The organism is Mixta gaviniae, from assembly GCF_002953195.1.
GTDB lineage: Bacteria > Pseudomonadota > Gammaproteobacteria > Enterobacterales > Enterobacteriaceae > Mixta > Mixta gaviniae.
Window position 1 is genome coordinate 1754575 of the sequence record NZ_CP026377.1, and the last position, 20260, is coordinate 1774834.

General features: G+C 58.2%; 23 protein-coding genes. 9 read left to right on the forward strand and 14 right to left on the reverse strand.

Annotation, left to right across the window (positions count from 1 at the left end):
- Positions 1-50: 50 nt before the first annotated feature.
- A complete protein-coding gene (locus C2E15_RS08125; protein ID WP_104956918.1) occupies positions 51-1148 on the reverse strand; it encodes an NADH:flavin oxidoreductase/NADH oxidase in 1098 nt (365 codons plus the stop codon).
- Between the two features lie 208 nt (positions 1149-1356).
- Here C2E15_RS08125 and trhO point away from each other — a divergent pair, with 208 nt between their 5' ends.
- Entirely contained in the window at positions 1357-2421 is a 1065-nt protein-coding gene (gene trhO, locus C2E15_RS08130; RefSeq protein ID WP_104959122.1) for an oxygen-dependent tRNA uridine(34) hydroxylase TrhO, read from the forward strand.
- 61 nt (positions 2422-2482) lie between these two features.
- On the opposite strand, the gene C2E15_RS08135 is transcribed toward trhO, so the two are convergent.
- Complete coding sequence (locus tag C2E15_RS08135) at positions 2483-3058, reverse strand: YceI family protein (protein WP_104959123.1); 576 nt, start codon at positions 3056-3058, stop codon at positions 2483-2485.
- Between the two features lie 4 nt (positions 3059-3062).
- Positions 3063-3638 carry a cytochrome b gene (locus C2E15_RS08140; RefSeq protein WP_104956919.1) on the reverse strand — a complete coding sequence of 192 codons (576 nt, stop codon included), beginning with the start codon at positions 3636-3638 and terminating at the stop codon, positions 3063-3065.
- A gap of 705 nt (positions 3639-4343) precedes the next feature.
- Between C2E15_RS08140 and proP the strand changes: the two genes are divergently transcribed.
- Positions 4344-5813 carry a glycine betaine/L-proline transporter ProP gene (proP, locus tag C2E15_RS08145; RefSeq protein ID WP_104956920.1) on the forward strand — a complete coding sequence of 490 codons (1470 nt, stop codon included), beginning with the start codon at positions 4344-4346 and terminating at the stop codon, positions 5811-5813.
- 97 nt (positions 5814-5910) lie between these two features.
- On the opposite strand, the gene solA is transcribed toward proP, so the two are convergent.
- The 8 genes from solA to mdtH all read right to left on the reverse strand — a co-directional run bounded on the left by solA (position 5911) and on the right by mdtH (position 12268).
- Positions 5911-7026: an N-methyl-L-tryptophan oxidase gene (solA, locus tag C2E15_RS08150; RefSeq protein ID WP_104956921.1), complete on the reverse strand. Its 1116-nt coding sequence runs from the start codon at positions 7024-7026 to the stop codon at positions 5911-5913.
- 100 nt (positions 7027-7126) lie between these two features.
- Entirely contained in the window at positions 7127-7381 is a 255-nt protein-coding gene (bssS, locus tag C2E15_RS08155; protein ID WP_084970930.1) for a biofilm formation regulator BssS, read from the reverse strand.
- A 217-nt stretch (positions 7382-7598) separates the two neighbouring features.
- The gene (locus C2E15_RS08160; protein WP_104956922.1) at positions 7599-7874 is read right to left on the reverse strand and encodes a hypothetical protein; all 276 of its coding nucleotides are present in this window, start codon (positions 7872-7874) and stop codon (positions 7599-7601) included.
- 149 nt (positions 7875-8023) lie between these two features.
- Entirely contained in the window at positions 8024-8269 is a 246-nt protein-coding gene (gene dinI, locus C2E15_RS08165; protein ID WP_104956923.1) for a DNA damage-inducible protein I, read from the reverse strand.
- 138 nt (positions 8270-8407) lie between these two features.
- Positions 8408-9451: a dihydroorotase gene (pyrC, locus tag C2E15_RS08170; protein ID WP_104956924.1), complete on the reverse strand. Its 1044-nt coding sequence runs from the start codon at positions 9449-9451 to the stop codon at positions 8408-8410.
- A gap of 154 nt (positions 9452-9605) precedes the next feature.
- A complete protein-coding gene (locus C2E15_RS08175; protein WP_104956925.1) occupies positions 9606-10169 on the reverse strand; it encodes a lipoprotein in 564 nt (187 codons plus the stop codon).
- Between the two features lie 134 nt (positions 10170-10303).
- Entirely contained in the window at positions 10304-10951 is a 648-nt protein-coding gene (gene grxB / locus C2E15_RS08180; protein ID WP_104956926.1) for a glutaredoxin 2, read from the reverse strand.
- Between the two features lie 111 nt (positions 10952-11062).
- Positions 11063-12268, reverse strand: coding sequence for a multidrug efflux MFS transporter MdtH (mdtH, locus tag C2E15_RS08185; RefSeq protein ID WP_104956927.1), 1206 nt, complete (start codon positions 12266-12268; stop codon positions 11063-11065).
- A 292-nt stretch (positions 12269-12560) separates the two neighbouring features.
- On the opposite strand from mdtH, the gene rimJ reads away from it, so the two are divergent.
- The 3 genes from rimJ to murJ all read left to right on the forward strand — a co-directional run bounded on the left by rimJ (position 12561) and on the right by murJ (position 15804).
- Positions 12561-13151 (forward strand): ribosomal protein S5-alanine N-acetyltransferase, encoded by a 591-nt coding sequence (rimJ, locus tag C2E15_RS08190; RefSeq protein ID WP_104956928.1) that lies wholly within the window; start codon positions 12561-12563, stop codon positions 13149-13151.
- Positions 13152-13221: 70 nt separating this feature from the next.
- On the forward strand, positions 13222-14142 hold the full coding sequence (locus C2E15_RS08195) for a Gfo/Idh/MocA family protein (protein ID WP_104956929.1): 921 nt from the start codon (positions 13222-13224) through the stop codon (positions 14140-14142).
- Positions 14143-14265: 123 nt separating this feature from the next.
- Positions 14266-15804 (forward strand): murein biosynthesis integral membrane protein MurJ, encoded by a 1539-nt coding sequence (gene murJ / locus C2E15_RS08200; RefSeq protein WP_104956930.1) that lies wholly within the window; start codon positions 14266-14268, stop codon positions 15802-15804.
- Between the two features lie 55 nt (positions 15805-15859).
- Here the strand turns inward: murJ and flgN are convergent, their stop codons facing one another.
- The 3 genes from flgN to flgA form a co-directional block, all read right to left on the reverse strand.
- Positions 15860-16291, reverse strand: a complete 432-nt coding sequence (gene flgN / locus C2E15_RS08205) for a flagellar export chaperone FlgN (RefSeq protein ID WP_104956931.1) — start codon at positions 16289-16291, stop codon at positions 15860-15862.
- 5 nt (positions 16292-16296) lie between these two features.
- Positions 16297-16596: a flagellar biosynthesis anti-sigma factor FlgM gene (flgM, locus tag C2E15_RS08210; protein WP_104956932.1), complete on the reverse strand. Its 300-nt coding sequence runs from the start codon at positions 16594-16596 to the stop codon at positions 16297-16299.
- A 102-nt stretch (positions 16597-16698) separates the two neighbouring features.
- Positions 16699-17358: a flagellar basal body P-ring formation chaperone FlgA gene (gene flgA, locus C2E15_RS08215; RefSeq protein ID WP_104959124.1), complete on the reverse strand. Its 660-nt coding sequence runs from the start codon at positions 17356-17358 to the stop codon at positions 16699-16701.
- Between the two features lie 155 nt (positions 17359-17513).
- Between flgA and flgB the strand changes: the two genes are divergently transcribed.
- From flgB to flgE, 4 genes are read left to right on the forward strand one after another with little or no spacing between them, the layout of a single operon-like run.
- Complete coding sequence (gene flgB, locus C2E15_RS08220; RefSeq protein WP_104956933.1) at positions 17514-17927, forward strand: flagellar basal body rod protein FlgB; 414 nt, start codon at positions 17514-17516, stop codon at positions 17925-17927.
- Positions 17928-17930: 3 nt separating this feature from the next.
- Entirely contained in the window at positions 17931-18335 is a 405-nt protein-coding gene (gene flgC / locus C2E15_RS08225) for a flagellar basal body rod protein FlgC (protein WP_038626816.1), read from the forward strand.
- 12 nt (positions 18336-18347) lie between these two features.
- Positions 18348-19022: a flagellar hook assembly protein FlgD gene (gene flgD, locus C2E15_RS08230; RefSeq protein ID WP_104956934.1), complete on the forward strand. Its 675-nt coding sequence runs from the start codon at positions 18348-18350 to the stop codon at positions 19020-19022.
- 30 nt (positions 19023-19052) lie between these two features.
- A complete protein-coding gene (gene flgE, locus C2E15_RS08235; protein ID WP_104956935.1) occupies positions 19053-20252 on the forward strand; it encodes a flagellar hook protein FlgE in 1200 nt (399 codons plus the stop codon).
- Positions 20253-20260: the final 8 nt, after the last annotated feature.

A 20260-nucleotide genomic window follows, 5' to 3' on the forward strand; every position in this document is an offset into this window, starting at 1 on the left:
GTATCAGCCAATCTTTACGGCGGCGCTGACGAGGCGCCGCCGGCGAGGATTTACAGGTTAAACAGCCCCTTCACCTCATGCGGTTCGCAGCGCCAGTACTGCGGCGGCGCCTGTACTTTTTCGCCCAGCTCGGCGGCGGCGTGCCACGGCCAGCGCGGATCGTAAAGCATCGCGCGCGCCAGCGCCACGGCGTCAGCTTCGCCCTCAACCAGAATCGCTTCCGCCTGCTTCGGCTCGGTGATCAATCCGACGGCGATCACCGGCATGCGGGTCAGCGCTTTTTTAATTCCCACCGCGAATGGCACCTGATAGTTAGGGCCGACGCTGATCTGCTGCTGCGGCGAGAGGCCGCCGCTGGAGACATGGATATAGTCGCAGCCAGCCGCTTCCAGCGCCTTGCTCAGCGCGATGGATTGCGCTTCGTCCCAGCCGCCTTCTACCCAGTCGGAAGCGGAGATCCGTACGCCGACCGCTTTATCGCGCGGGAAGACGCGCCGCACGTCGTCGAAAATCTCCAGCACCAGACGCATGCGGTTTTCCAGCGAGCCGCCATATTCGTCGTCGCGCTGGTTAGCGAGCGGGGAGAGGAACTGGTGCAGCAGATAGCCATGGGCGGCATGCACTTCCACCAGGTCGAAGCCGAGGCGGTCGGCACGGATGGCGCTGTCGATAAACGCCTGTTTGATCTCCGCGATGCGCGCTTTGGTCAACGCCAGCGGCGTGTCGTCGCCTTCGCTGTAGGGCAGCGCCGATGGCGCGGAGGTTTGCCAGCCGCCCTGCTGCGGCGTCAGAAAGCCGCCGCCGCGCCATGGCACGTCACAAGAGGCTTTACGACCGGCGTGGCCCAGCTGGATCCCCAGCGGCATGGTGGCGTAACGTTTCACATCATTGATGGTTTCCGCCAGCGCCTGCTCGGTTTCGTCATCCCACAGGCCCAAATCCTGCGGCGTAATGCGCCCGGCGGCTTCGACGGCGGTCGCTTCGATAATCAGCAGTCCGGCGCCGGAGAGCGAGAGATGGCCCAGATGGATGCGGTGCCAGGGCGTCGCTTTACCCTGTTCCGCCGAGTACTGGCACATCGGCGCGATAATGATGCGGTTACTGAGAGATAACTTACCCAACTGTATCGGCGTAAATAGCTGACTCATCTTTTTCTCCGTCTGTTATCACTTAAGTGATAGTAAGGGCGCTAATAAAGGATCTATGCTCAACGTGATTGTGAGCCAGGTCAATTGTCAGTATGTGCGGTAGCGCCCGATCGTCAAATGTAGAAAAAATGCTGCAACGCTTTGCTTCACTGTTAAATCAGGTATGATGTCGCCCGCTAAAAACCGCTCATTAATGGGAAAGAACACCATGCCAGTGTTACATAACCAGGTATCCAACAAAGAGCTGAAGGCGCGCATGCTGGCCGAAACCGAGCCGCGCACCACCGTCTCTTTCTATAAATATTTCACCCTCGACGATCCGCAGGCGTTTCGCGATGCGCTCTACAAAGCGCTCACCGGGCTGAAGGTTTTCGGCCGTATCTACGTGGCGCATGAGGGCATCAATGCCCAGATCAGCGTGCCGGCCAGCCTCTATCCACGCATGCAGGAGACGCTGTATGGCTTCCATCCGGCGCTGAATAATCTGCGCATGAACGTGGCGCTGGACGACGACGGCAAATCTTTCTGGGTGCTGCGCCTGAAAGTGCGCGACCGTATTGTGGCCGACGGCATTACCGACGACAGCTTTGACGCCAGCCAGGTCGGCGCCTACCTGAAAGCGGATGAAGTCAACGCCATGCTCGACGATCCTGACGCGGTGTTCGTCGATATGCGCAACCACTACGAATATGAAGTGGGCCATTTCGACCAGGCGCTGGAAATTCCCGCCGACACCTTCCGCGATCAGCTGCCGATGGCGGTGGATATGCTGCAGGATAAAAAAGATAAAAAGATCGTGATGTACTGCACCGGCGGCATTCGCTGTGAGAAGGCCAGCGCCTGGATGCGCCACAACGGCTTTGAGCAGGTCTACCATGTCGAAGGCGGAATTATTGAATATGCGCGCCGCGCGCGCGAGCAGGGTTTGCCGGTGCGTTTCAAAGGCAAAAACTTTGTCTTCGATGAGCGGATGGGCGAGCGCATCTCTGACGATGTGATTGCGCACTGCCACCAGTGCGGTACCCCCTGCGACACGCACGTCAACTGCGTCAACGATGGCTGCCACCTGCTGTTTATCCAGTGCCCGGCCTGCGCCGAGAAGTATCAACACTGCTGCAGCCCGATCTGCATGGAAGAGGCGTCACTGCCGCCGGAAGAGCAGCGCGCGCGCCGCGCCGGCCGCGAAACCAGCAATAAGATCTTCAATAAGTCGCGCGGCCTGCTGAATGCCACGCTGACCATCCCCGCGCCGTCGGATAAAGCGGAAAGTTGATACCGCGAACGGCATAAAAAAGGGCAGCCCAGGCTGCCCTTTTTCTTTGGTGCAACGGTAATTATTTCTGGCGTACGCCTTCCACCGAGATCATCAGCTCCACTTCCTGCGAGGCGGGGCCGAGATTGGTTTTGATGTTGAAGTCTTTCAGCGCCAGTTTGCCTTCCGCCTCAAAGCCGGCGCGGTAGCCGCCCCACGGATCGTCGCCCTGGCCAAGCATTTTCGCTTCCAGCGTAATCGGCTTCGTCACGCCGTTCAGCGTCAGATTGCCGGTGATATCCAGCTCGTCGCCATCTTTCTTCACGCCGGTAGAGACGAAGGTCGCCTGCGGGAATTTGCCAACGTTAAGGAAATCGGCGCTGCGCAGATGCTTGTCGCGCTCGGTATGGTTGGTGTCCACGCTGCTGGTGTTAATGGTAACGTTAACTTTATCCGCCGAGGGATCCTTCTCATCGAAGGTAAAGCCGCCATCGAAATCTTTAAACGTACCGTAAAGCCAGCTGTAGCCGAGATGCTTGATACGGAACTGGATAAAGGCGTGCTGCCCCTGTTTATCAATTTTATATTCCGCGGCGGTCGCCGCCTGCGCGGCAAGCAACAGGGTTGCTGCGGTCAGGCCGCAGAGCGTTTTTTTCAACATGCTATTTCTCCGTTTCAATAGATGAAGCGATGCGGCAACCCAGCATCCGTTTCAGTGTGATATCACGATCGATAAAGTGGTGTTTCAACGCCGCCAGACCATGCAGCAGCGAGAGGATCACGACGCTCCACGCCAGCCAGAGGTGGATATCGCCCGCCAGATCGATCTGCGTGGCGTCGGCGTTGATGACGGCCGGCGCCGACAGCAGGCCAAAGATGTCAATCGGCTGGCCTTCGCCGGTAGAGATCAGGTAACCGGTGATGAAAATGGCGAACAGCAGCAGATAGAGCAGCAGGTGCGCGGCGGTCGCGCTGTAGCGCACCAGCGGCGAATAGCTGGCGAGCGGCGTCGGAGGCGGAGAGATAAAGCGCCAGATAACGCGCAGGATCATTACGGCGAACAGCACCATGCCGACGCTTTTATGCAACTCGGGCGCTTTGTGATACCAGGTATCGTAATAGCCCAGCGTGACCATCCACAGCCCGAGCGCAAACATGCCATACACTGCTAAAGCCACCAGCCAGTGAAGCGATACGGCGATGTGTCCATATTCACCGCGACTGTTTTTCCACCGCATTAGCATCTCCCTCATTCACGTTTTGACATGAGACTGAACAAGCTGAAACAGAAAATCAACAAAAATCAGGGCCAGCGCGCGCTTTTTTCATCCTGTTCAAAAAAACTGGCTATTGATGACGGCTATTCCGCAGTTTTATCGAGTTATTCCGCGTGATGACGATCGCTGACACCTTTTTGCTAAGAAAAGAGTAGGTGTGTATAACGGAAAGGTTTGAATGACTGTTTCAGTTAATTTGAATGAAATGTGAGTTTCTGCCAGCTCAATGTCAATTTTTGTCAATGTAAAGTGGATTTACGCTGGGTAAATAACCTGGAACGGGGGAGGAGTATTTATAACATTTCATTTACAATGAGCGGTCGCGCCGGCAGCGCTCATATTCACCATAAAGGACGCGGTGGCAGAGAAAATCAGGGTGCTAAACTCAAAAGGTACAGCGGAAGTAGGGCTATTTAGTGCCGTGTTTATGTTAAAAGATGGCATTCCACGCCAGCAGAAGACATTGCAACAGGAGGAAATTTCAACAAAGTTGCAATTTGTCCGCGCGGTGTATAAAGTAAAAACGTGTCAATAAGCGTGACGCAGATCTCATTTCTGTGCCATGCACTCATGCTGCGTTATAGCTTTCCTTACCATTTGCCAGCGGCTGGCTATGAAAGCTATGGTGCTGCCTCTTCGTCATCGCGTCATCCGTGAGGAAACGATATGAACGTAGCTACAGGCTCATCTACTCATTCCAAAAAACATTTCTGGCAGAAGAAAGGTCAGAAAGAACTTACCGTCGACGATATCACCATCGTGGATAATGCCATGCTGAAACGCGCCGTCGGCGCCGCCGCCCTGGGTAACGCCATGGAGTGGTTCGATTTCGGCGTATACAGCTATCTGGCTGTCACCATTGGTAAAGTCTTCTTCCCGGGCGGCAGCCCGGCGGCGCAGCTGATCGCCACTTTCGGCGCGTTCGCCGCCGCGTTTCTGGTACGCCCGATCGGCGGCCTGTTCTTTGGCCCGCTTGGCGACCGCATCGGCCGGCAAAAAGTGCTGGCGATCACCATGATTTTGATGTCGATTGGCACCTTCTGCATTGGGCTGATCCCCGGCTATAACAGTATCGGTATCGCCGCGCCGCTGCTGCTCTTGCTGGCGCGCCTGCTGCAGGGCTTCTCTACCGGCGGCGAATATGGCGGTGCCGCCACCTTTATCGCCGAATACTCTACCGATAAGCGTCGCGGCTTTATGGGCAGCTGGCTGGAGTTTGGCACCCTGGGCGGTTATCTGCTGGGAGCGGGGCTGGTCACGGCGCTGACGGCGGTACTGTCGACCGATCAGCTGCTTAGCTGGGGTTGGCGCATTCCTTTCTTTATCGCCGCGCCGCTGGGGCTGTTCGGGCTTTATATCCGTCTGAAGCTGGAAGAGACGCCGGCGTTCCAGAAACATATGGAAAAGCAGGAAGCGCTGGAGCATAGCAAGCCGCGCATGACGCTGTGGCAGATGCTGAAGAAATACCGCGCGCAGATGCTGAAATGTATCGGCCTGGTGCTGCTGTTCAACGTTTCTAACTACATGCTGACCTCTTACATGCCGAGCTACCTCACCGGCGTGCTGGGCCTGAGCGAGCTGAGCGGCCTGATGCTGGTGCTGGTAGTGATGTTCGTCATGATGCCGCTGACGCTGTTCTGGGGCCACTGGAACGATCGCCTCGGTCGTCGTCCGGTGATCGCGCTCGGTTCGGTCGGCTTGATTGTGCTGGCGATCCCGTGCCTGATGCTGGTGGCCACCGGTAACCTGGTGTTCGTGTTTATCGGGCTGATGATCCTTGGCGTGCTGCACAGCTGCTTCAGCGGCACCATGCCTTCCGCGCTGCCGGCGCTGTTTGCTACCGATATTCGCTATAGCGCGCTGGCGATCGGCTTTAATATCTCTGTTTCGCTGTTCGGCGGTACCACGCCGCTGATGACCGCCTGGCTGGTCGACACAACGCAAAACCTGCTGATGCCCGCTTACTACCTGATGGGCGCCGCAGTTATCGGTCTGATTACTGTCTTCTTTATGCGTGAGACGGCACGTAAGCCACTGCACGGTTCGGCGCCGGCGGTAGGTTCGGAAGCGGAAGCGGTGAAGCTGGTGAAAAAACTGAAGCTGCGTCGCCAGAAAGAAAAGATGCAGGCGCAATAATATCGGCTTTGATTATGCGCGACGATATTAAACAATCAGAGCGGTAGGAAAAAGCGGAATAAATAGAAAGGCACAATTTTATTGTGCCTTTCTATTTTTATTTAAAGCGGGAAAGAGAAAAAGGCGTTAAGTCAAATTCGCAGGGCGAATCGCTGGCGAAAGCGCAGGCTATTTCGCCTAAAACGCTGGCAAATTTAAAACCGTGACCGCTTAATCCGCTTATTATCATGCGCTGATTATCTTCCGGCAGCGTATCAATAATAAAGTCTTCGTCAGGGGAATTATCATAAGCGCAGGCGGCACCATGTAAACAAACGCCCACGCCCGGTAGAAAACGACGCAGGAAATTAAATACCTCGTTACCGTCGCTGGCGTACGCGCCGAACGGTTTGCGCGCCTCGCCGGGCGCCATCAGCTGGCCGCCGTCGTGACGGCCGATTTTCAGCTCATTATTCTCTGCCGGGAAGCCGTAGTACTGGCTGCCATCTTCCATTTCAACGGTAAAGCCGGGAAACTTATTATTCTCGCCGTAGCGGCCATCGGCCTGATACCAGGCGAACACCTTGCGCACCGGCGTCACCGGCAGCGCAGGGCAAAAGGCGTTAATCGCGGTGCCGGCGCTTAACAGCAGCTTGCGGCCGTAATAGTCGCCGTCAAGGGTGGTGACGCGCTGCAGATCGCCTTCGCGGGCCAGGGCGGTGACCGGGCAGTTAAACAGCTGGGCGCAGCCCGCTTCGCGCGCCAGGCGTATCCAGCTGCGGATCGCCACTTCCGATTTGAGATAGCCGGAGCGTGGCTCATAGACGCCGACATAGCCGTCCGGCACGCTGATATCGGGCCAGCGCTGACGCACCTGCGCCGCGTCCAGCACCTCCACGTCCAGCTGGAACTGACGCGCGCTCTCAATCACGTTAGCGATAAACGACGAGGCGGCAGGCGCGAGATTGATAATGCCGCTGCGGTGCATAATGCGTTCGCCGCTCAGCGTTTCCAGTTCATCCCATAGCTGCTGGGCGCGCAACAGCATCGGCACATAGCGCGCGCCTTCGCCGTAAGCATGGCGAATAAGCCGCGTTGCGCCGTGATGGCTGCCTTCCTGATGTGGGGGATGGGCGCTGTCGATCATCAGCACCTTCAGCCCGGCGCGGGTGGCGTGCCAGCCCGCTGCGGCGCCGACGGAGCCACTCCCGATAACGATAAGATCATAAACCATTAGCCAACTTCTCCTGACGCTGCGAAGGGTTAGCAGCATAGCAAAAGGGCGCAGATAATAAAAAGGCACCCCGAAAGGTGCCTGTCAAACATGACGTTAATTAGTGCTTTTTGTAGTCTCGAGCAAGGATTTCGCTGGCTTCTATTTTAGCGATGCCCGCTTCCAGAATGGAGATAAATTGTCTGGCAACGTCCGTAGTCAGCCAGTAAGTCGGCCCTACGTCGGCTTCATCAGGCTGTTGCTCATTAGATGAAAGCGAATGCAGACGAATCATCATCGCATCATACGAGTCCACGGTACTGATATCCCATCCAACGAGGGGATGTGTCTGAATGATCTCTTTATTACTGTCCATTATAACCCCCTTATTACTCGTAGAACGAAGTGATTAATTGAGGTTTCAATGCGGCTTTTTTTCACAGAGCAGGATGATTATAACAGCGTTACAGAATTAAGCGGCACGAAAAATGCGCTAATCGCTACTTTAATCGGCAGGTGAATAATAATTGAGCAAAAATCTGAACGTAGCAGGTAAGAAAAAAACTCCTGCCGAAAGCAGGAGTTTATAAAAATTAAACGCCGGCGTCGGACTGAATTTGCACCGGCGTGCTGCGTTTTTCCAGCTCTTCCGCAAGGCGGGCGAAATGCAGCTGCATTCCCTCATCATGATTTTGATTCTGCGATTCCAGACGCAGGCTGTGAATTAACAGCTGGTTGGATTTAGCGTCCAGGCAAAAAGTAAGATAAGAGAATGCGTTTTCCAGCACGGTAAGACGACGCTGCTGTTCGCCAATCAGCGCCAGCAGTTCACCAAATGTCATCGCCTCTTCCGGTTTTTCAGCGGTCATGAGTAACACCTCCTGTAAAGCATGACTGGCGCAAGAATATGTCATCAGCTTAAAACAGTCTATAACCGTGTTGACGCGGCGGCGAGGCGGCAAAGATAAAAAAAAGCCGGATGGCGATATCCGGCAAACAACGGCACAAAGAGGGGGGATCAGTCAGTGATAAACCAGTCGTCCGCGCTTTCCCACGTCTCCTGCAGGATTTCGGTCACGCGATCTTTCGCTTCTTTACCACTGCCCATCACGGTCAGGTTATTGGCGCTGGCGTAGCGCACGGAAATATGGTTGCTGACTTCCGGAAATGCTTTATCGATACGTTTTGACAGCTCCTGCGTCAGCGCATCGATAGCGCCGGCAGGGAGTTGAGTAGTTTTCGCTATAGTGACTTCAACACGCATATCTGCCTCCGCTGTGAGTACTGGGTATTTATACAGTCAACGCGAAAGCAAAGCAACGAAAAGCTGCGCGGCAAAAGAGGAAAATGAGAGGAAAAAAGCGAAGCAGGCCGGCGCACGTGACGCCGGCCGGGTAGCGTATCAGGCGACGCGCCAGTTCAGCGTTTCGCCGGCAAGGAAAGGCACCAGCGTATCGCCCGCCGCGGCGAGGCTGTCGCTCACCGTCCAGGGTTCGCGCACCAGGCGAATCGTCCCTTCATTCAGCGGCAGGCCATAAAAACGCGGGCCGTTTTCCGAGCAGAACGCTTCAAAGTGCGCCAGCGCATTCAGTTCCTCGAAGACCGTGGCGTAAGCCGGCAGCGCCGTCGGGGCATTAAACACGCCGGCGCAGCCGCAGCTCGCCTCTTTGCGGTGACGCAGATGCGGCGCGGTATCGGTGCCGAGGAAGAAGCGCGGATGGCCGCTGGCGACCACCTGGCGCAGCGCCTCCTGATGCACATTGCGCTTCAGGATCGGCAGGCAGTAGAGGTGCGGGCGTACGCCGCCAACCAGCATATGATTGCGGTTAAACATCAGGTGCTGCGGCGTAATGGTGGCGCCGAGACGATCGTTGCCCGCTTCGACGTACTGCGCCGCCTCTTTGGTGGTGATATGTTCAAACACCACCTTTAGCTCCGGATAGCGCTGGCGCAGCGGCTCCATCACCGTTTCGATAAAGCGCGCTTCGCGATCGAAAATATCGATGTGGGCGTCGGTCACTTCGCCATGGATCAGCAGCGGCATGCCGATGCGCTGCATCCGCTCCAGCACGGCGGCGATCGCATCAATGCTGGTGACGCCGTGGCTGGAGTTGGTGGTGGCATGCGCGGGATAGAGCTTGGCGGCGGTGAAAACGCCGGCGCTAAACCCTTTTTCCACTTCGTCCGCGCTCAGCGAATCGGTCAGATAGCAGGTCATCAGCGGCTGGAAGGCGTGGCCTTCCGGCAGTGCGGCGAGAATGCGCTCGCGATAGGCGATGGCCGCCTCGACGCTGGTCACCGGCGGGGCCAGGTTGGGCATAACAATGGCACGGCCGCACACGGCGCTGGTATAAGGTAATACGGCGCGCAGCATCTCATCGTCACGCAGATGGATATGCCAGTCGTCAGGGCGGCGAATGATCAGTTGCTGGGGTTGTGCAGTCATCAGTTATGCTCCGGCGGTAAGAAAAAGAAAGGCAGTTTTTAGCCGGGTACCAAGCATAAGGATAAAGGCAACCGATTGCACTTGCTTTGTGCGCCGCGGATAAAAAAAAGCCCCGGGCGGCGGGGCTTTAAAAAGGATAGGGTTAAAAACGGCCTTAATCGGTAAAGGGGATCACCAGCTCGCCCGGTTTCACCTCAATGCCTTTCGCCAGCTTTTTCGCCATCGCTTCCGCTTTGCTGCGATCGCTGCTTAACACATAGGCCGGCTCGCGATCGAAATAGCTTTTCAGCGACTGATTAAGATAGGGCGTCAGGCTTTGCAGCACCGGCTGCATTTTTTCCGGCGTCACGTCCGCCTGCACAATCTCCAGATCTTTCAGGTACACCGCGCCTTTCTCTTTATCAAAGAACGGCTGCGCTTTCATCTTCAGCTGCATATCCGCCTGCTGCGGGCCGAGCAGCGAGGTAATGTTGACCTTCGCATTGCCGGAAAGGGTCACCTTGCCCGGCTCTTCGCGGCCAATCTGGCTGCTGAGGTTGGTTAATACGATATGCGCATTGACCAGCCCGGACACGCCGATATTTTTCTCATAATTATTGTGTTTTTGCAGCGCCTGATTCACCTCCTGTTCGGAGAGAGTGTATTGGGTTAGCTGGTTGCAGGCGGTCAACAGACCGGCCATCAGAAGGGCGCAGAGCGCCAGAAACGCCTTGTTCATGACAATCCTCGAGAGTAATGCGGAGAAAGTCTCCTTTCAAACGGGGCTAGCTTGCCGCAATCATCGCCGGGAGTCACCAGGAGAATACGTAAAGAAGGGGAAAAAACGGGGCGGCACGCGGCCGCCCTACAGGCTCACACCGCGATAGAGCTGAGCAGGTTAACCTGGGTCTGCTTCGCCATATTATCGCGATACTCCGTCACGCGGCTGGGGTAATTGACCCCTGCCACCAGCGTCAGCGAGCGCAGCAGCGGGAAAAGATGAATATCATCCTCCGAGAGTTCACCGTTAACCGCATTCGGCTTAACGATCAGCTTATCGAGATCGCGCAGATCGTCACTGATCTTTTTCACCAGCCCGTTGGCGTGCTGCTTCAGTTCGGCGAAATCGCCGATGCTCGCTTCCTTTTTCGTTTTGAAATAGCTGCGCGCCTCGGGCGTGGCGAACTCGGCGAATGACGCCTGCGCGATGCGCGGCAGCAGCAGCTTGTTAACATAGCCGTTCACGTTGCGCAGCCAGTCGCTGATGGCGGGATTGGTCTTGCCGGTCAGCAGCGGTTCGCCGTCCAGCTTATCGACATAGCGCACGATATCGAGGCTTTCCGGCATACAGCTGCCATCCTCTTTCTGCAGGATCGGCGCTATTTTCTGACCGATCAGACGCTTCGGCGTCTCCTCGTCGTCGTTGAGCATCACCACCAGCTCAACCGGCAGGTTTTTCAAACCGAAAATCATGCGCGCTTTCACGCAGAAGGGACAATGATCGTAAATATAGAGTTTCACCAGACCTCTCCTTACTTCTGCTGTCGGCGGCGGCCGCCGCCGACAATCAGTTGAATAGTCTTAAAAAGTATGGAAGAGATTCAGGGGGAGGGCAAACCGCGACGGCGGAACTCAGCCGCCGCTGAGCATCGCCGGCGCTGCGGCGCGCGGCTGAAACTGCCACCAGAGCGCCAGCAGCGTCGCCATGCCTACGCTGCCGAGCATCAGCCACGGCAGTTCCGGCATCGCCAGCTCGCGGCCGGCGTCGAACATCCAGCCGCCGCCGGTGTAGCCGAGCGCGCCGCCGAGCGCCAGCCCCAGCCGGCTGAAGCCGAGATAGCTGCCGCGCGCCCGCGCGCTGGCCAGTTCGGCGCCGAGGGTTTCCCGCGCCGGTTCGGCAATGATCGAACCGATATAGAACAGGCTGATCAGCACAAACAGCTGCTGCAGCGAGTCGGTCAGGCCTACCGGCAGCAGGCTAAGGGTCATCAGCAGCAGCCCCGCCATCAGACGATGCTGCAGGCGAAAGCGTTTTTCACTCCAGCGGGCGATAGGATAGAGCAGCGTTAGCGACAGCGTGGCTTCGATGGCGTACATCCATTTCACCGCGCTGGCGCTGCCGGCGACCTGGTTCACCATAATCGGCAGCATCAGCATCACCTGTACCGCCAGCATGTAATAGCCGGTCAGGGTCAGCACATAGGTGCAGAAGCGGCGATCCTTCAGCACGCGGCTCAACCCTTCGCGCATCGGTGTCGGTACGGTAGAGATGCGCCATGCGGGCAGCAGCAGGGCGTTAAACAGCGCGGCCAGCACAAACACCAGCGCGCCGGCCCAACAGACCAGGCGGAAATCCCAGGCGAGCAGCCAGCTGCCGATCAGCGCCCCCAGCACCGCGCCGGCGCTGTCCTGCATCATCAGCAGCGAAAAGAAGCGGCCGCGCGCCTCGGGCCGGATCAGTTTCACCACCAGCGCGGTGCGCGGGGGATCGAACAGCGTGCCGCCGAGGCCGGAGAGCAGGCAGGAGAACCAGAGAACCCAGGGCTCGTGCGCCATCGCCATCGTCGCGAAGCCGGCGGCGCGCAGCAGCATGCCGCTGACGATCATCGGTTTGGCGCCGAAGCGGTCGGCGATAGCGCCGCCGAAGACGCCCAGCCCCTGCTGCACCAGCTGACGCAGCCCGAGCGCGATGCCCACCATGATCGCCGCCCAGCCCAGCTGGTCGACGAAACGAATAGAAATCAGCGGAAAAACGACAAAAAAGCCCAGCACCACCAGCATATTGTCGACCAGCAGAAAAACTCGCCCCAGACGCCGGGCACGCGCAACACAAGCCATGCTGATTCCTTAGCAACAGTAAACAAAGCTTATTTCCAGAGGCTCTATTCTGGGTGTTGGTTGTTCAATTTAACAGCAAACAGAGAATGATATTTTTTTATCGATCTTTGACAAAATGTGCTGTAATTTCAGGGCAGTAATGCCAGCTTTGCCGCGTTACCGCGCAATGGGTTTGCGTCGGAGCAATCGGTAAAGCCAGAATGAAGGATGTCGGGCCGCCGCGCCGTGCTGCGCCACTGCCGGCCAGATATCAATCAATTTTGTTTATCAGCCATGGCTTTCAGGAGAAAAGATGTTTGGCTATCGTTCCGCCGCGCCGAAAGTGCGCCTGACCACCGATCGGCTGGTAGTACGTCTTGTTCATGAGCGCGATGCATGGCGGCTGGCTGATTATTATGCTGAAAACCGCGCTTTCCTTAAGCCCTGGGAACCGGTGCGCGACGAGAGCCACTGTTATCCTTCCGGCTGGCAGGCGCGCCTGGGGTTGATTACCGATATGCATAAGCAGGGCAGCGCTTTTTACTTTATCGTGATGGATCCCGAGGAGAAAGAGGTGCGCGGCGTCGCCAATTTTAGCAATGTGCTGCGCGGCTCGTTTCACGCCTGCTATCTCGGCTACTCGCTGGGCGAAAAGTGGCAGGGGCAGGGCATGATGTTTGAAGCGCTACAGGCGGCGATTCGCTATATGCAGCGTCAGCAGCGCATGCATCGCATCATGGCCAACTATATGCCGCATAATCAGCGCAGTGGCGATCTGCTGGCGCGCCTGGGTTTTGAAAAAGAGGGCTACGCCAAAGATTATTTGCTGATCGACGGCCGCTGGCAGGATCACGTGCTGACCGCGCTGACCTGCCGCGACTGGACGCCGGAGCGGCGCGGCTGAGGCCGCGCGCGACGGTTTTTCTTCCGCCCGGACGCCGCGCCTGAGGCCGGGTCCGCAACAGAGGTCTGCTATGACGGTAAAGATTGGGGTGGTGGGGTTAGGCGGCATCGCGCAAAAGGCCTGGCTGCCGGTGCTGGCGCGCGCCGAGGGCTGGACGCTGACGGGCGGCTTTTCGCCGAACCAGCAGAAGGCGCAGCAGGTATGTGACAGCTACCGTATGCGCTGCTACGGGCAGCTTGACGCGCTGGCGGCGGACTGCGACGCGGTGTTTGTCCACAGCAGCACCGCCAGCCACTATCGTGTGGTGCGCGAGCTGCTGGAGCGGGGCGTCGATGTTTGCGTCGACAAACCGCTGGCAGAGACGCTCGGCGAGGCGGAGGCGCTGGTGGAGCTGGCGCAGCGGCGCGGCCGCAAGCTAATGGTCGGCTTTAATCGCCGCTTCGCACCGCGCTATCAGCAGCTGAAAGCCGCGCTGCATCAGCCCGCCTCGATCCGCATGGAGAAGCACCGCAGCGACAGCGTCGGCCCGCACGATCTGCGCTTTACCCTGCTGGATGACTATCTGCACGTGGTGGATACCGCGCTCTGGCTGGCGGAAGGCAAGGTCAGGCTACAACATGGCCACATTCAGACCACCGAGGCGGGAGAGATGCTCTATGGCGAACATCATTTCAGCGTCGGCGCAACCCAGGTAACCACCAGCATGCACCGGCGCGCCGGCACGCAGCGCGAGTCGGTAAGCGCTATCGCCGACGGCGGTGTCTGGCAGCTGGATGAGATGCGCGACTGGCGGCATGAAGCTGACGGCCGATGCATTATCGAGCCGCCGCCCGCCTGGCAGACCACACAGGCCTTGCGCGGTTTCGACGGCGCGGCGCGTCATTTCATCGCCTGCGTGCAAAATCAGACAATGCCGGAAACCAGCGGCGAGCAGGCGCTCCGGGCGCAGCGCATCGTGGAAAAACTCTGGCGCGACCTGGAGCGGGAATAATCTGCTGTAACAATCCGTTGTGGTTATTTCGCTGCGTATCGGTAGACTAACCGCCGGATCGGCCCGCTGCCGGTCCGCTATTGTCTGTTAACCGGATAGAACCTTCAGGATGCGCAGTTAACCATGAATTTGTTGAAATCCCTGGCGGCGGTCAGCTCTATGACGCTGTTCTCACGCGTGCTGGGCTTTGCCCGCGATGCGATTGTGGCGCGGGTGTTCGGAGCCGGGATGGCTACCGACGCCTTTTTTGTCGCCTTTAAACTTCCCAATCTGCTGCGCCGCATCTTTGCCGAAGGCGCATTTTCACAGGCGTTCGTGCCGATCCTGGCGGAGTATAAAAGCAAGCAGGGCGAAGAGGCGACACGCGTGTTCGTCGCCTATGTCTCCGGGCTGTTGACGCTGGCGCTGGCGCTGATCACTTTTCTCGGCATGCTCGCCGCCCCCTGGGTGATCATGGTCACCGCGCCGGGCTTTGCCGATACCGCCGATAAGTTCGCGCTCTCCAGCAGCCTGCTGCGTATCACCTTTCCCTATATTCTGCTGATCTCACTCGCCTCGCTGGTGGGGGCGATCCTCAACACCTGGAACCGCTTTTCCGTGCCGGCCTTCGCGCCCACGCTGCTGAATATCAGCATGATCGGCTTCGCGCTGTTCGGCGCGCCGCACTTCCACCCACCGGTGTTGGCACTGGCCTGGGCGGTGGTGGTCGGCGGCGTGCTGCAGCTTGGCTATCAGCTGCCGCACCTGAAGAAAATCGGCATGCTGGTGCTGCCGCGTCTCAACCTGAAGGATGCAGGCGTCTGGCGCGTGCTGCGCCAGATGGGGCCGGCGATCCTCGGCGTGTCCGTCAGCCAGATATCGCTGATCATCAATACCATCTTCGCCTCTTTCCTGGTCTCCGGCTCGGTCTCCTGGATGTACTATGCCGACCGCCTGATGGAGTTTCCTTCCGGCGTGCTGGGCGTGGCGCTGGGCACCATTCTGCTGCCGTCGCTGTCACGTAGCTTCGCCAGCGGCAACCATGATGAATATTCGCGTCTGATGGACTGGGGGCTGCGCCTCTGCTTCCTGCTGGCGCTGCCGAGCGCGGTGGCGCTGGGTATTCTCTCCGGGCCGCTTACCGTGGCGCTGTTTCAGTACGGCAAATTCACCGCCTTTGACGCCGCGATGACGCAGCGCGCGCTGATCGCCTATTCGGTCGGCCTGATGGGGCTGATCGTGGTGAAGGTGTTGGCGCCGGGCTTCTATTCGCGCCAGGACATCAAAACGCCGGTGAAAATCGCCATCGTTACGCTGATTATGACCCAGCTGATGAACCTGGCCTTTATCGGCCCGCTGAAACATGCCGGGCTGTCGCTGTCGATCGGCCTGGCCGCCTGTCTGAACGGCGCGCTGCTCTTCTGGCAGCTGCGTAAAAAGCAGATTTTTCAGCCGCAGCCGGGCTGGTTCGGCTTCTTGCTGCGTCTGGTGCTGGCGGTGGTGGTGATGGCGGGCGTGCTGGTGGCGATGCTGATGGCGATGCCCGCCTGGGATATCGGCAGCATGCCATACCGGCTGGCGCGGCTGGCGGCGGTCTGCGCGGTGGGCGGTGGCGCCTACTTCGCGGTACTGGCGCTGCTGGGCTTCCGCCCGCGCGACTTCGCCCGTCGCTCGGTGGCCTGATAGCAGACGCACCAAACCCGCCGGAAGCGAATCCGGTGGGTTAGGGGGTCAGCGGTCAAACGCGGCGAGAAGTAAAGCCGCCGGAGGTCGCCTGGCCGTCCGGGCCGTAAAAGGCCTGGGTCTGATGCGGCTTCAGCAGCGCCAGCGCTTTGCTGTTCAGCGCCACCTGCTGGTTCAACAGCATGCCGTTATGGGTATTGTTGTCGCGCAGCTGACGCGTATGCTGCTCGATCGTCTGCCAGCGACGCGCCAGCTCCGGCTGGCCGCGGTAGGGCGCCTGAAGACGATACTGTTTCTCTGATTCCCGCCGCATGCCGTCCAGATAGTTCAGCGTGGTCAGCAGTGAACTCTTATCTTCGGTAATGCGCTGAAGCAGGCTGCTGTTAATGAAGCCGGCAGAGAGTTGCTCATGCTCTTCCTTCATAATATTGCTCAGCGAGCCGAGGACTTCCTGCATTTTATCCAGCGCGGTAATCAGGCTGTTCATGGCGGTTATTTATCCTGTAAGTACGATTTCGCTTCCTGAATCAGGGCGTCAGCGATTTTACCGGTGTCCATCTTCAGCTCGCCGTTGCGAATGGCGGTTTTCAGCTGCTCGACGCGCGCGGTATTAATGTCCTGACTGCCCGGCTTCATTAGCTGGGACTGAGCGCCGCTCAGGCTGACCTGCGCGGCACTGGCTGGCGTTGCTGCGCTGCTGGTCTGACGCACTTTCGCGCCGGCGCTTTCATTGCTTTCGCGCGGCTGAACGGTGCTGACGGGCTGCATAGCTTTGGTTTTATCAATGCTCATGGTCGGGCTCCTGTAAATTCAGGCCTGCGTGCTGCCTGATGGGCAAAGAGTACAATGTATGTTGATCCCACTATCGGCAGAACAACAGCCATCTTTAGCAGTTTATAGCGATATAAGAATATTCCCATCCGCACTGACGCTACCGCTCACTATTTGCCCATTTCCCATTCGTACCCGTACCCGCTGCGTCGCCGTGGCGTTATTTAGCGCCCGGCCCTCGCCGCTGGCGTTAAAGCCGTCGCCCTGCGCAATGACAATGACCGGCTGGCCCGCTTTTACCCGCCAGGGCTGACGCACCATCGAGAGCGTCAGCGGCTGGTCGGGTGGCAGGTCACGCACGCTGACCGCATCGACAATCTCCTGCGGATCCAGTACCGCGCGCGCCGGCAGGGTATCGAGACGCCCCTGCTTGATCGCCACGTCGGCGGCGCTGAGCGTATCGCCGCGCGCGACCTGATGGCTCACCACCACATAATTGCCGGTCACCTGGACTTCAACCTGAATATAGCGGCGCTGCTGATCGCAGGTTGCCGCCACGCTCATCGGTCCCCAGAGGCGGCTATTGCCTGGCAGTGCAAACTGTGGTGCGGGGCAGGTCGGCCACTGCTGCTGCGGCGTACGCACCACAACATTCATGCCGGCCGCATGTTGCGGATCGCGCGTTTTAAAAAACTGGTTGAGCTGCGCGGTCAGATCGTCCGCCCATACCGGCATCGCCAGTATGACCAGCATCGCCGTCAGCCACCCTTTTATTATCCGCATCTGTTTATCCCCATCACCTGTCATGGCGCTCATTCTACCCACGCGCGCAATTATTCAAGGCAAAAAATAGCGCTGCTTTTTAGCGCTATTCCGTCGATAGCTTTGCCGCCGCCCGATTATGCTGACAGCTCAAAATTTTCACTTCCGGAGGGAGCATGCTCGACAAACTGGATGCAGCACTACAGTTCGGCACCGAAGCGCTGAATCTGCGGGCTCAACGTCAGGAGATCCTGGCATCCAACATCGCTAACGCCGATACCCCTGGCTATCAGGCCAGAGATATCGATTTCGCCAGCGAGCTTAATCGCGCGATGGAGAAAGGGCGTGCGCAGGGTTCAGGCCTTCAGCTTGCGGTGACGTCGGCACGCCATATTCCTGCGCAAACCGCGACGCCGCCGTCGATGGATCTGCTGTATCGCATTCCCGATCAGCCGTCGATGGATGGCAACACCGTCGATATGGATCGCGAGCGTACGCAGTTTGCGGACAACAGCCTGAAATATCAAACCGACCTCACGCTTATCAGCAGCCAGATAAAAGGCATGATGACCGTGCTGCAAGGACAATAACAGATGGCCTTACTGAACATTTTTGATATCGCCGGTTCGGCGATGACTGCACAGTCTCAGCGATTGAACGTCGCCGCCAGTAACCTGGCCAACGCCGACAGCGTGACCGGGCCTGACGGCCAGCCCTATGTGGCGAAACAGGTGGTGTTCCAGGTGGACGCCGCGCCGGGTCAGGCGACCGGCGGCGTACGCGTGGCCCAGGTGGTGGAAGATAAGACGCCCGCGAAGCTGGTTTACGATCCAGGCAACCCGCTGGCGGACGGCAAAGGCTACGTCAAGATGCCGAACGTCGATGTGGTCAGCGAAACGGTCAACAGCATGGCGGCCTCGCGCAGCTATCAGGCGAACGTCGAAGTGCTGAACACCGTCAAGTCGATGATGATGAAAACCCTGACCATGGGTCAATAACGGAGAATAACAATGGGCTTAGCCGTTGGCGTTAACGAAAAGATCAACCCCAGTGTCCTGACCAACACCACCGGGGCGTCGAGCAGCAGTAGCGCGTCCGATCTGCAGGGCAACTTTTTGACCCTGCTGGTGACGCAGCTGAAAAATCAGGATCCCACCAATCCGATGGAGAACAATGAGCTGACCACGCAGCTGGCGCAGATCAATACCGTAAGCGGCATTGAGAAGCTGAACACCACGCTGGGTTCGATTTCTGGTCAGATCAACAGCAATCAGTCGATGCAGGCTTCTACCCTGATCGGCCACGGCGTAATGGTGCCGGGCACGCAGATCCTGGCCGGCAAAGGTCAGGCTACGCCGTTCGGCGTCGACCTGACGCGCGCCTCGACGACGACCACCGCGACCATCACCGATGGCAGCGGCAAAGTGGTACGTACCATTGACCTTGGTGGCCTGACCGCGGGCGTCCACACCTTCGCGTGGGACGGCACCCTGACGGACGGTACCACGGCGCCGGATGGCAAATATAACGTCTCGCTCGCCGCCAGCGACGGGACAGAACAACTGGTGGCTCAGCCACTGAACTATGCCTTAGTGAACGGTGTGACCACCGATTCCAGCGGGGCAATTCTTGACCTCGGGACGATGGGCACCACCACGCTCGATAAAATTCGTCAGATTCTCTAAAAACGACACCAATTTACTCAGGAGTGACACATGGGCTTTTCACAAGCGGTCAGCGGCTTAAACGCGGCCTCCAGTAACCTCGACGTTATCGGCAACAACATTTCTAACTCCGCGACCGCCGGCTTTAAATCCAGCACCGTAGCATTCGCCGACATGTTCGCCGGCTCGAAAGTGGGCATGGGCGTAAAAGTGGCTGGCGTGATCCAGGACTTTAACGACGGCACCACCACCACCACCAGCCGTGGTCTGGATGTGGCGATCAGCCAGCAGGGCTTCTTCCGCATGGCGGATGACAACGGTTCGGTCTACTACAGCCGTAACGGCCAGTTCATGCTGGATGAGAACCGCAACATCGTTAACATGCAGGGCATGAAGCTGACTGGCTACCCGGTTGCCGGCTCGCCTCCGACCGTGCAGACCGGCGCCAACCCGGTTGCGCTCAGCGTGCCGACCACCCAGATGACCGCCAGCGCCACCAGCAAAGGCGGCCTGATCGCGAACCTGAACTCGTCTGACGGCACCAAAGTCGATGCTAACTTCGACAGCACCGATGCTTCCAGCTATAACGCCAAGTCATCCATGACCACCTATGACTCGCTGGGCAACGCGCATACCGTCGACCTCTATTTCGTGAAGACCGCGGACAACAACTGGAACGTGCATCCGATCGACTCCAGCACCGGTACCACGACCACGCCGTTCACCATGACCTTTAACGCGAACGGCATTATGACCTCTGCGGCCAACCAGACCATTTCGATGGGCGCGCTGAACGGTGCCAACGCGCAGACGTTTACGCTGGACTTCACCAACAGCATGCAGCAGAACACCGGCGCCAACACCTTCGGCAACCCGACGCAGGATGGCTATAAGCCGGGCGACCTGGTGAGCTACCAGATCAACAACGACGGTACGGTAGTGGGCAACTACTCCAACGAAAAAACCCAGGTGCTGGGTCAGATCGTGCTGGCGAACTTCGCGAACGCTGAAGGCCTGAAGTCAGAAGGCAATAACGTCTGGTCTTCCACGTCCTCCTCCGGTCAGCCGCTGGTTGGTCTGGCGGGCACCGGCAACCTCGGCAGCCTGACCGCCGGCGCGCTGGAGTCCTCTAACGTCGATTTGAGTAAAGAGCTGGTCAATATGATCGTCGCGCAGCGTAACTATCAGTCGAACGCGCAGACCATCAAAACCCAGGATCAGATCCTCAACACGCTGGTTAACCTGCGTTAATAACGCTA

What these genes read in the sequence shown, in the direction of transcription:
- C2E15_RS08125 (WP_104956918.1), bottom strand. Translation starts at nt 1,148, where the DNA reads ATGAGTCAGCTATTTACGCCGATACAGTTGGGTAAGTTATCTCTCAGT.
- trhO (WP_104959122.1), top strand. Translation starts at nt 1,357, where the DNA reads ATGCCAGTGTTACATAACCAGGTATCCAACAAAGAGCTGAAGGCGCGC.
- C2E15_RS08140 (WP_104956919.1), bottom strand. Translation starts at nt 3,638, where the DNA reads ATGCGGTGGAAAAACAGTCGCGGTGAATATGGACACATCGCCGTATCG.
- proP (WP_104956920.1), top strand. Translation starts at nt 4,344, where the DNA reads ATGAACGTAGCTACAGGCTCATCTACTCATTCCAAAAAACATTTCTGG.
- solA (WP_104956921.1), bottom strand. Translation starts at nt 7,026, where the DNA reads ATGGTTTATGATCTTATCGTTATCGGGAGTGGCTCCGTCGGCGCCGCA.
- bssS (WP_084970930.1), bottom strand. Translation starts at nt 7,381, where the DNA reads ATGGACAGTAATAAAGAGATCATTCAGACACATCCCCTCGTTGGATGG.
- C2E15_RS08160 (WP_104956922.1), bottom strand. Translation starts at nt 7,874, where the DNA reads ATGACCGCTGAAAAACCGGAAGAGGCGATGACATTTGGTGAACTGCTG.
- dinI (WP_104956923.1), bottom strand. Translation starts at nt 8,269, where the DNA reads ATGCGTGTTGAAGTCACTATAGCGAAAACTACTCAACTCCCTGCCGGC.
- pyrC (WP_104956924.1), bottom strand. Translation starts at nt 9,451, where the DNA reads ATGACTGCACAACCCCAGCAACTGATCATTCGCCGCCCTGACGACTGG.
- C2E15_RS08175 (WP_104956925.1), bottom strand. Translation starts at nt 10,169, where the DNA reads ATGAACAAGGCGTTTCTGGCGCTCTGCGCCCTTCTGATGGCCGGTCTG.
- mdtH (WP_104956927.1), bottom strand. Translation starts at nt 12,268, where the DNA reads ATGGCTTGTGTTGCGCGTGCCCGGCGTCTGGGGCGAGTTTTTCTGCTG.
- rimJ (WP_104956928.1), top strand. Translation starts at nt 12,561, where the DNA reads ATGTTTGGCTATCGTTCCGCCGCGCCGAAAGTGCGCCTGACCACCGAT.
- C2E15_RS08195 (WP_104956929.1), top strand. Translation starts at nt 13,222, where the DNA reads ATGACGGTAAAGATTGGGGTGGTGGGGTTAGGCGGCATCGCGCAAAAG.
- murJ (WP_104956930.1), top strand. Translation starts at nt 14,266, where the DNA reads ATGAATTTGTTGAAATCCCTGGCGGCGGTCAGCTCTATGACGCTGTTC.
- flgN (WP_104956931.1), bottom strand. Translation starts at nt 16,291, where the DNA reads ATGAACAGCCTGATTACCGCGCTGGATAAAATGCAGGAAGTCCTCGGC.
- flgM (WP_104956932.1), bottom strand. Translation starts at nt 16,596, where the DNA reads ATGAGCATTGATAAAACCAAAGCTATGCAGCCCGTCAGCACCGTTCAG.
- flgA (WP_104959124.1), bottom strand. Translation starts at nt 17,358, where the DNA reads ATGCGGATAATAAAAGGGTGGCTGACGGCGATGCTGGTCATACTGGCG.
- flgB (WP_104956933.1), top strand. Translation starts at nt 17,514, where the DNA reads ATGCTCGACAAACTGGATGCAGCACTACAGTTCGGCACCGAAGCGCTG.
- flgC (WP_038626816.1), top strand. Translation starts at nt 17,931, where the DNA reads ATGGCCTTACTGAACATTTTTGATATCGCCGGTTCGGCGATGACTGCA.
- flgD (WP_104956934.1), top strand. Translation starts at nt 18,348, where the DNA reads ATGGGCTTAGCCGTTGGCGTTAACGAAAAGATCAACCCCAGTGTCCTG.
- flgE (WP_104956935.1), top strand. Translation starts at nt 19,053, where the DNA reads ATGGGCTTTTCACAAGCGGTCAGCGGCTTAAACGCGGCCTCCAGTAAC.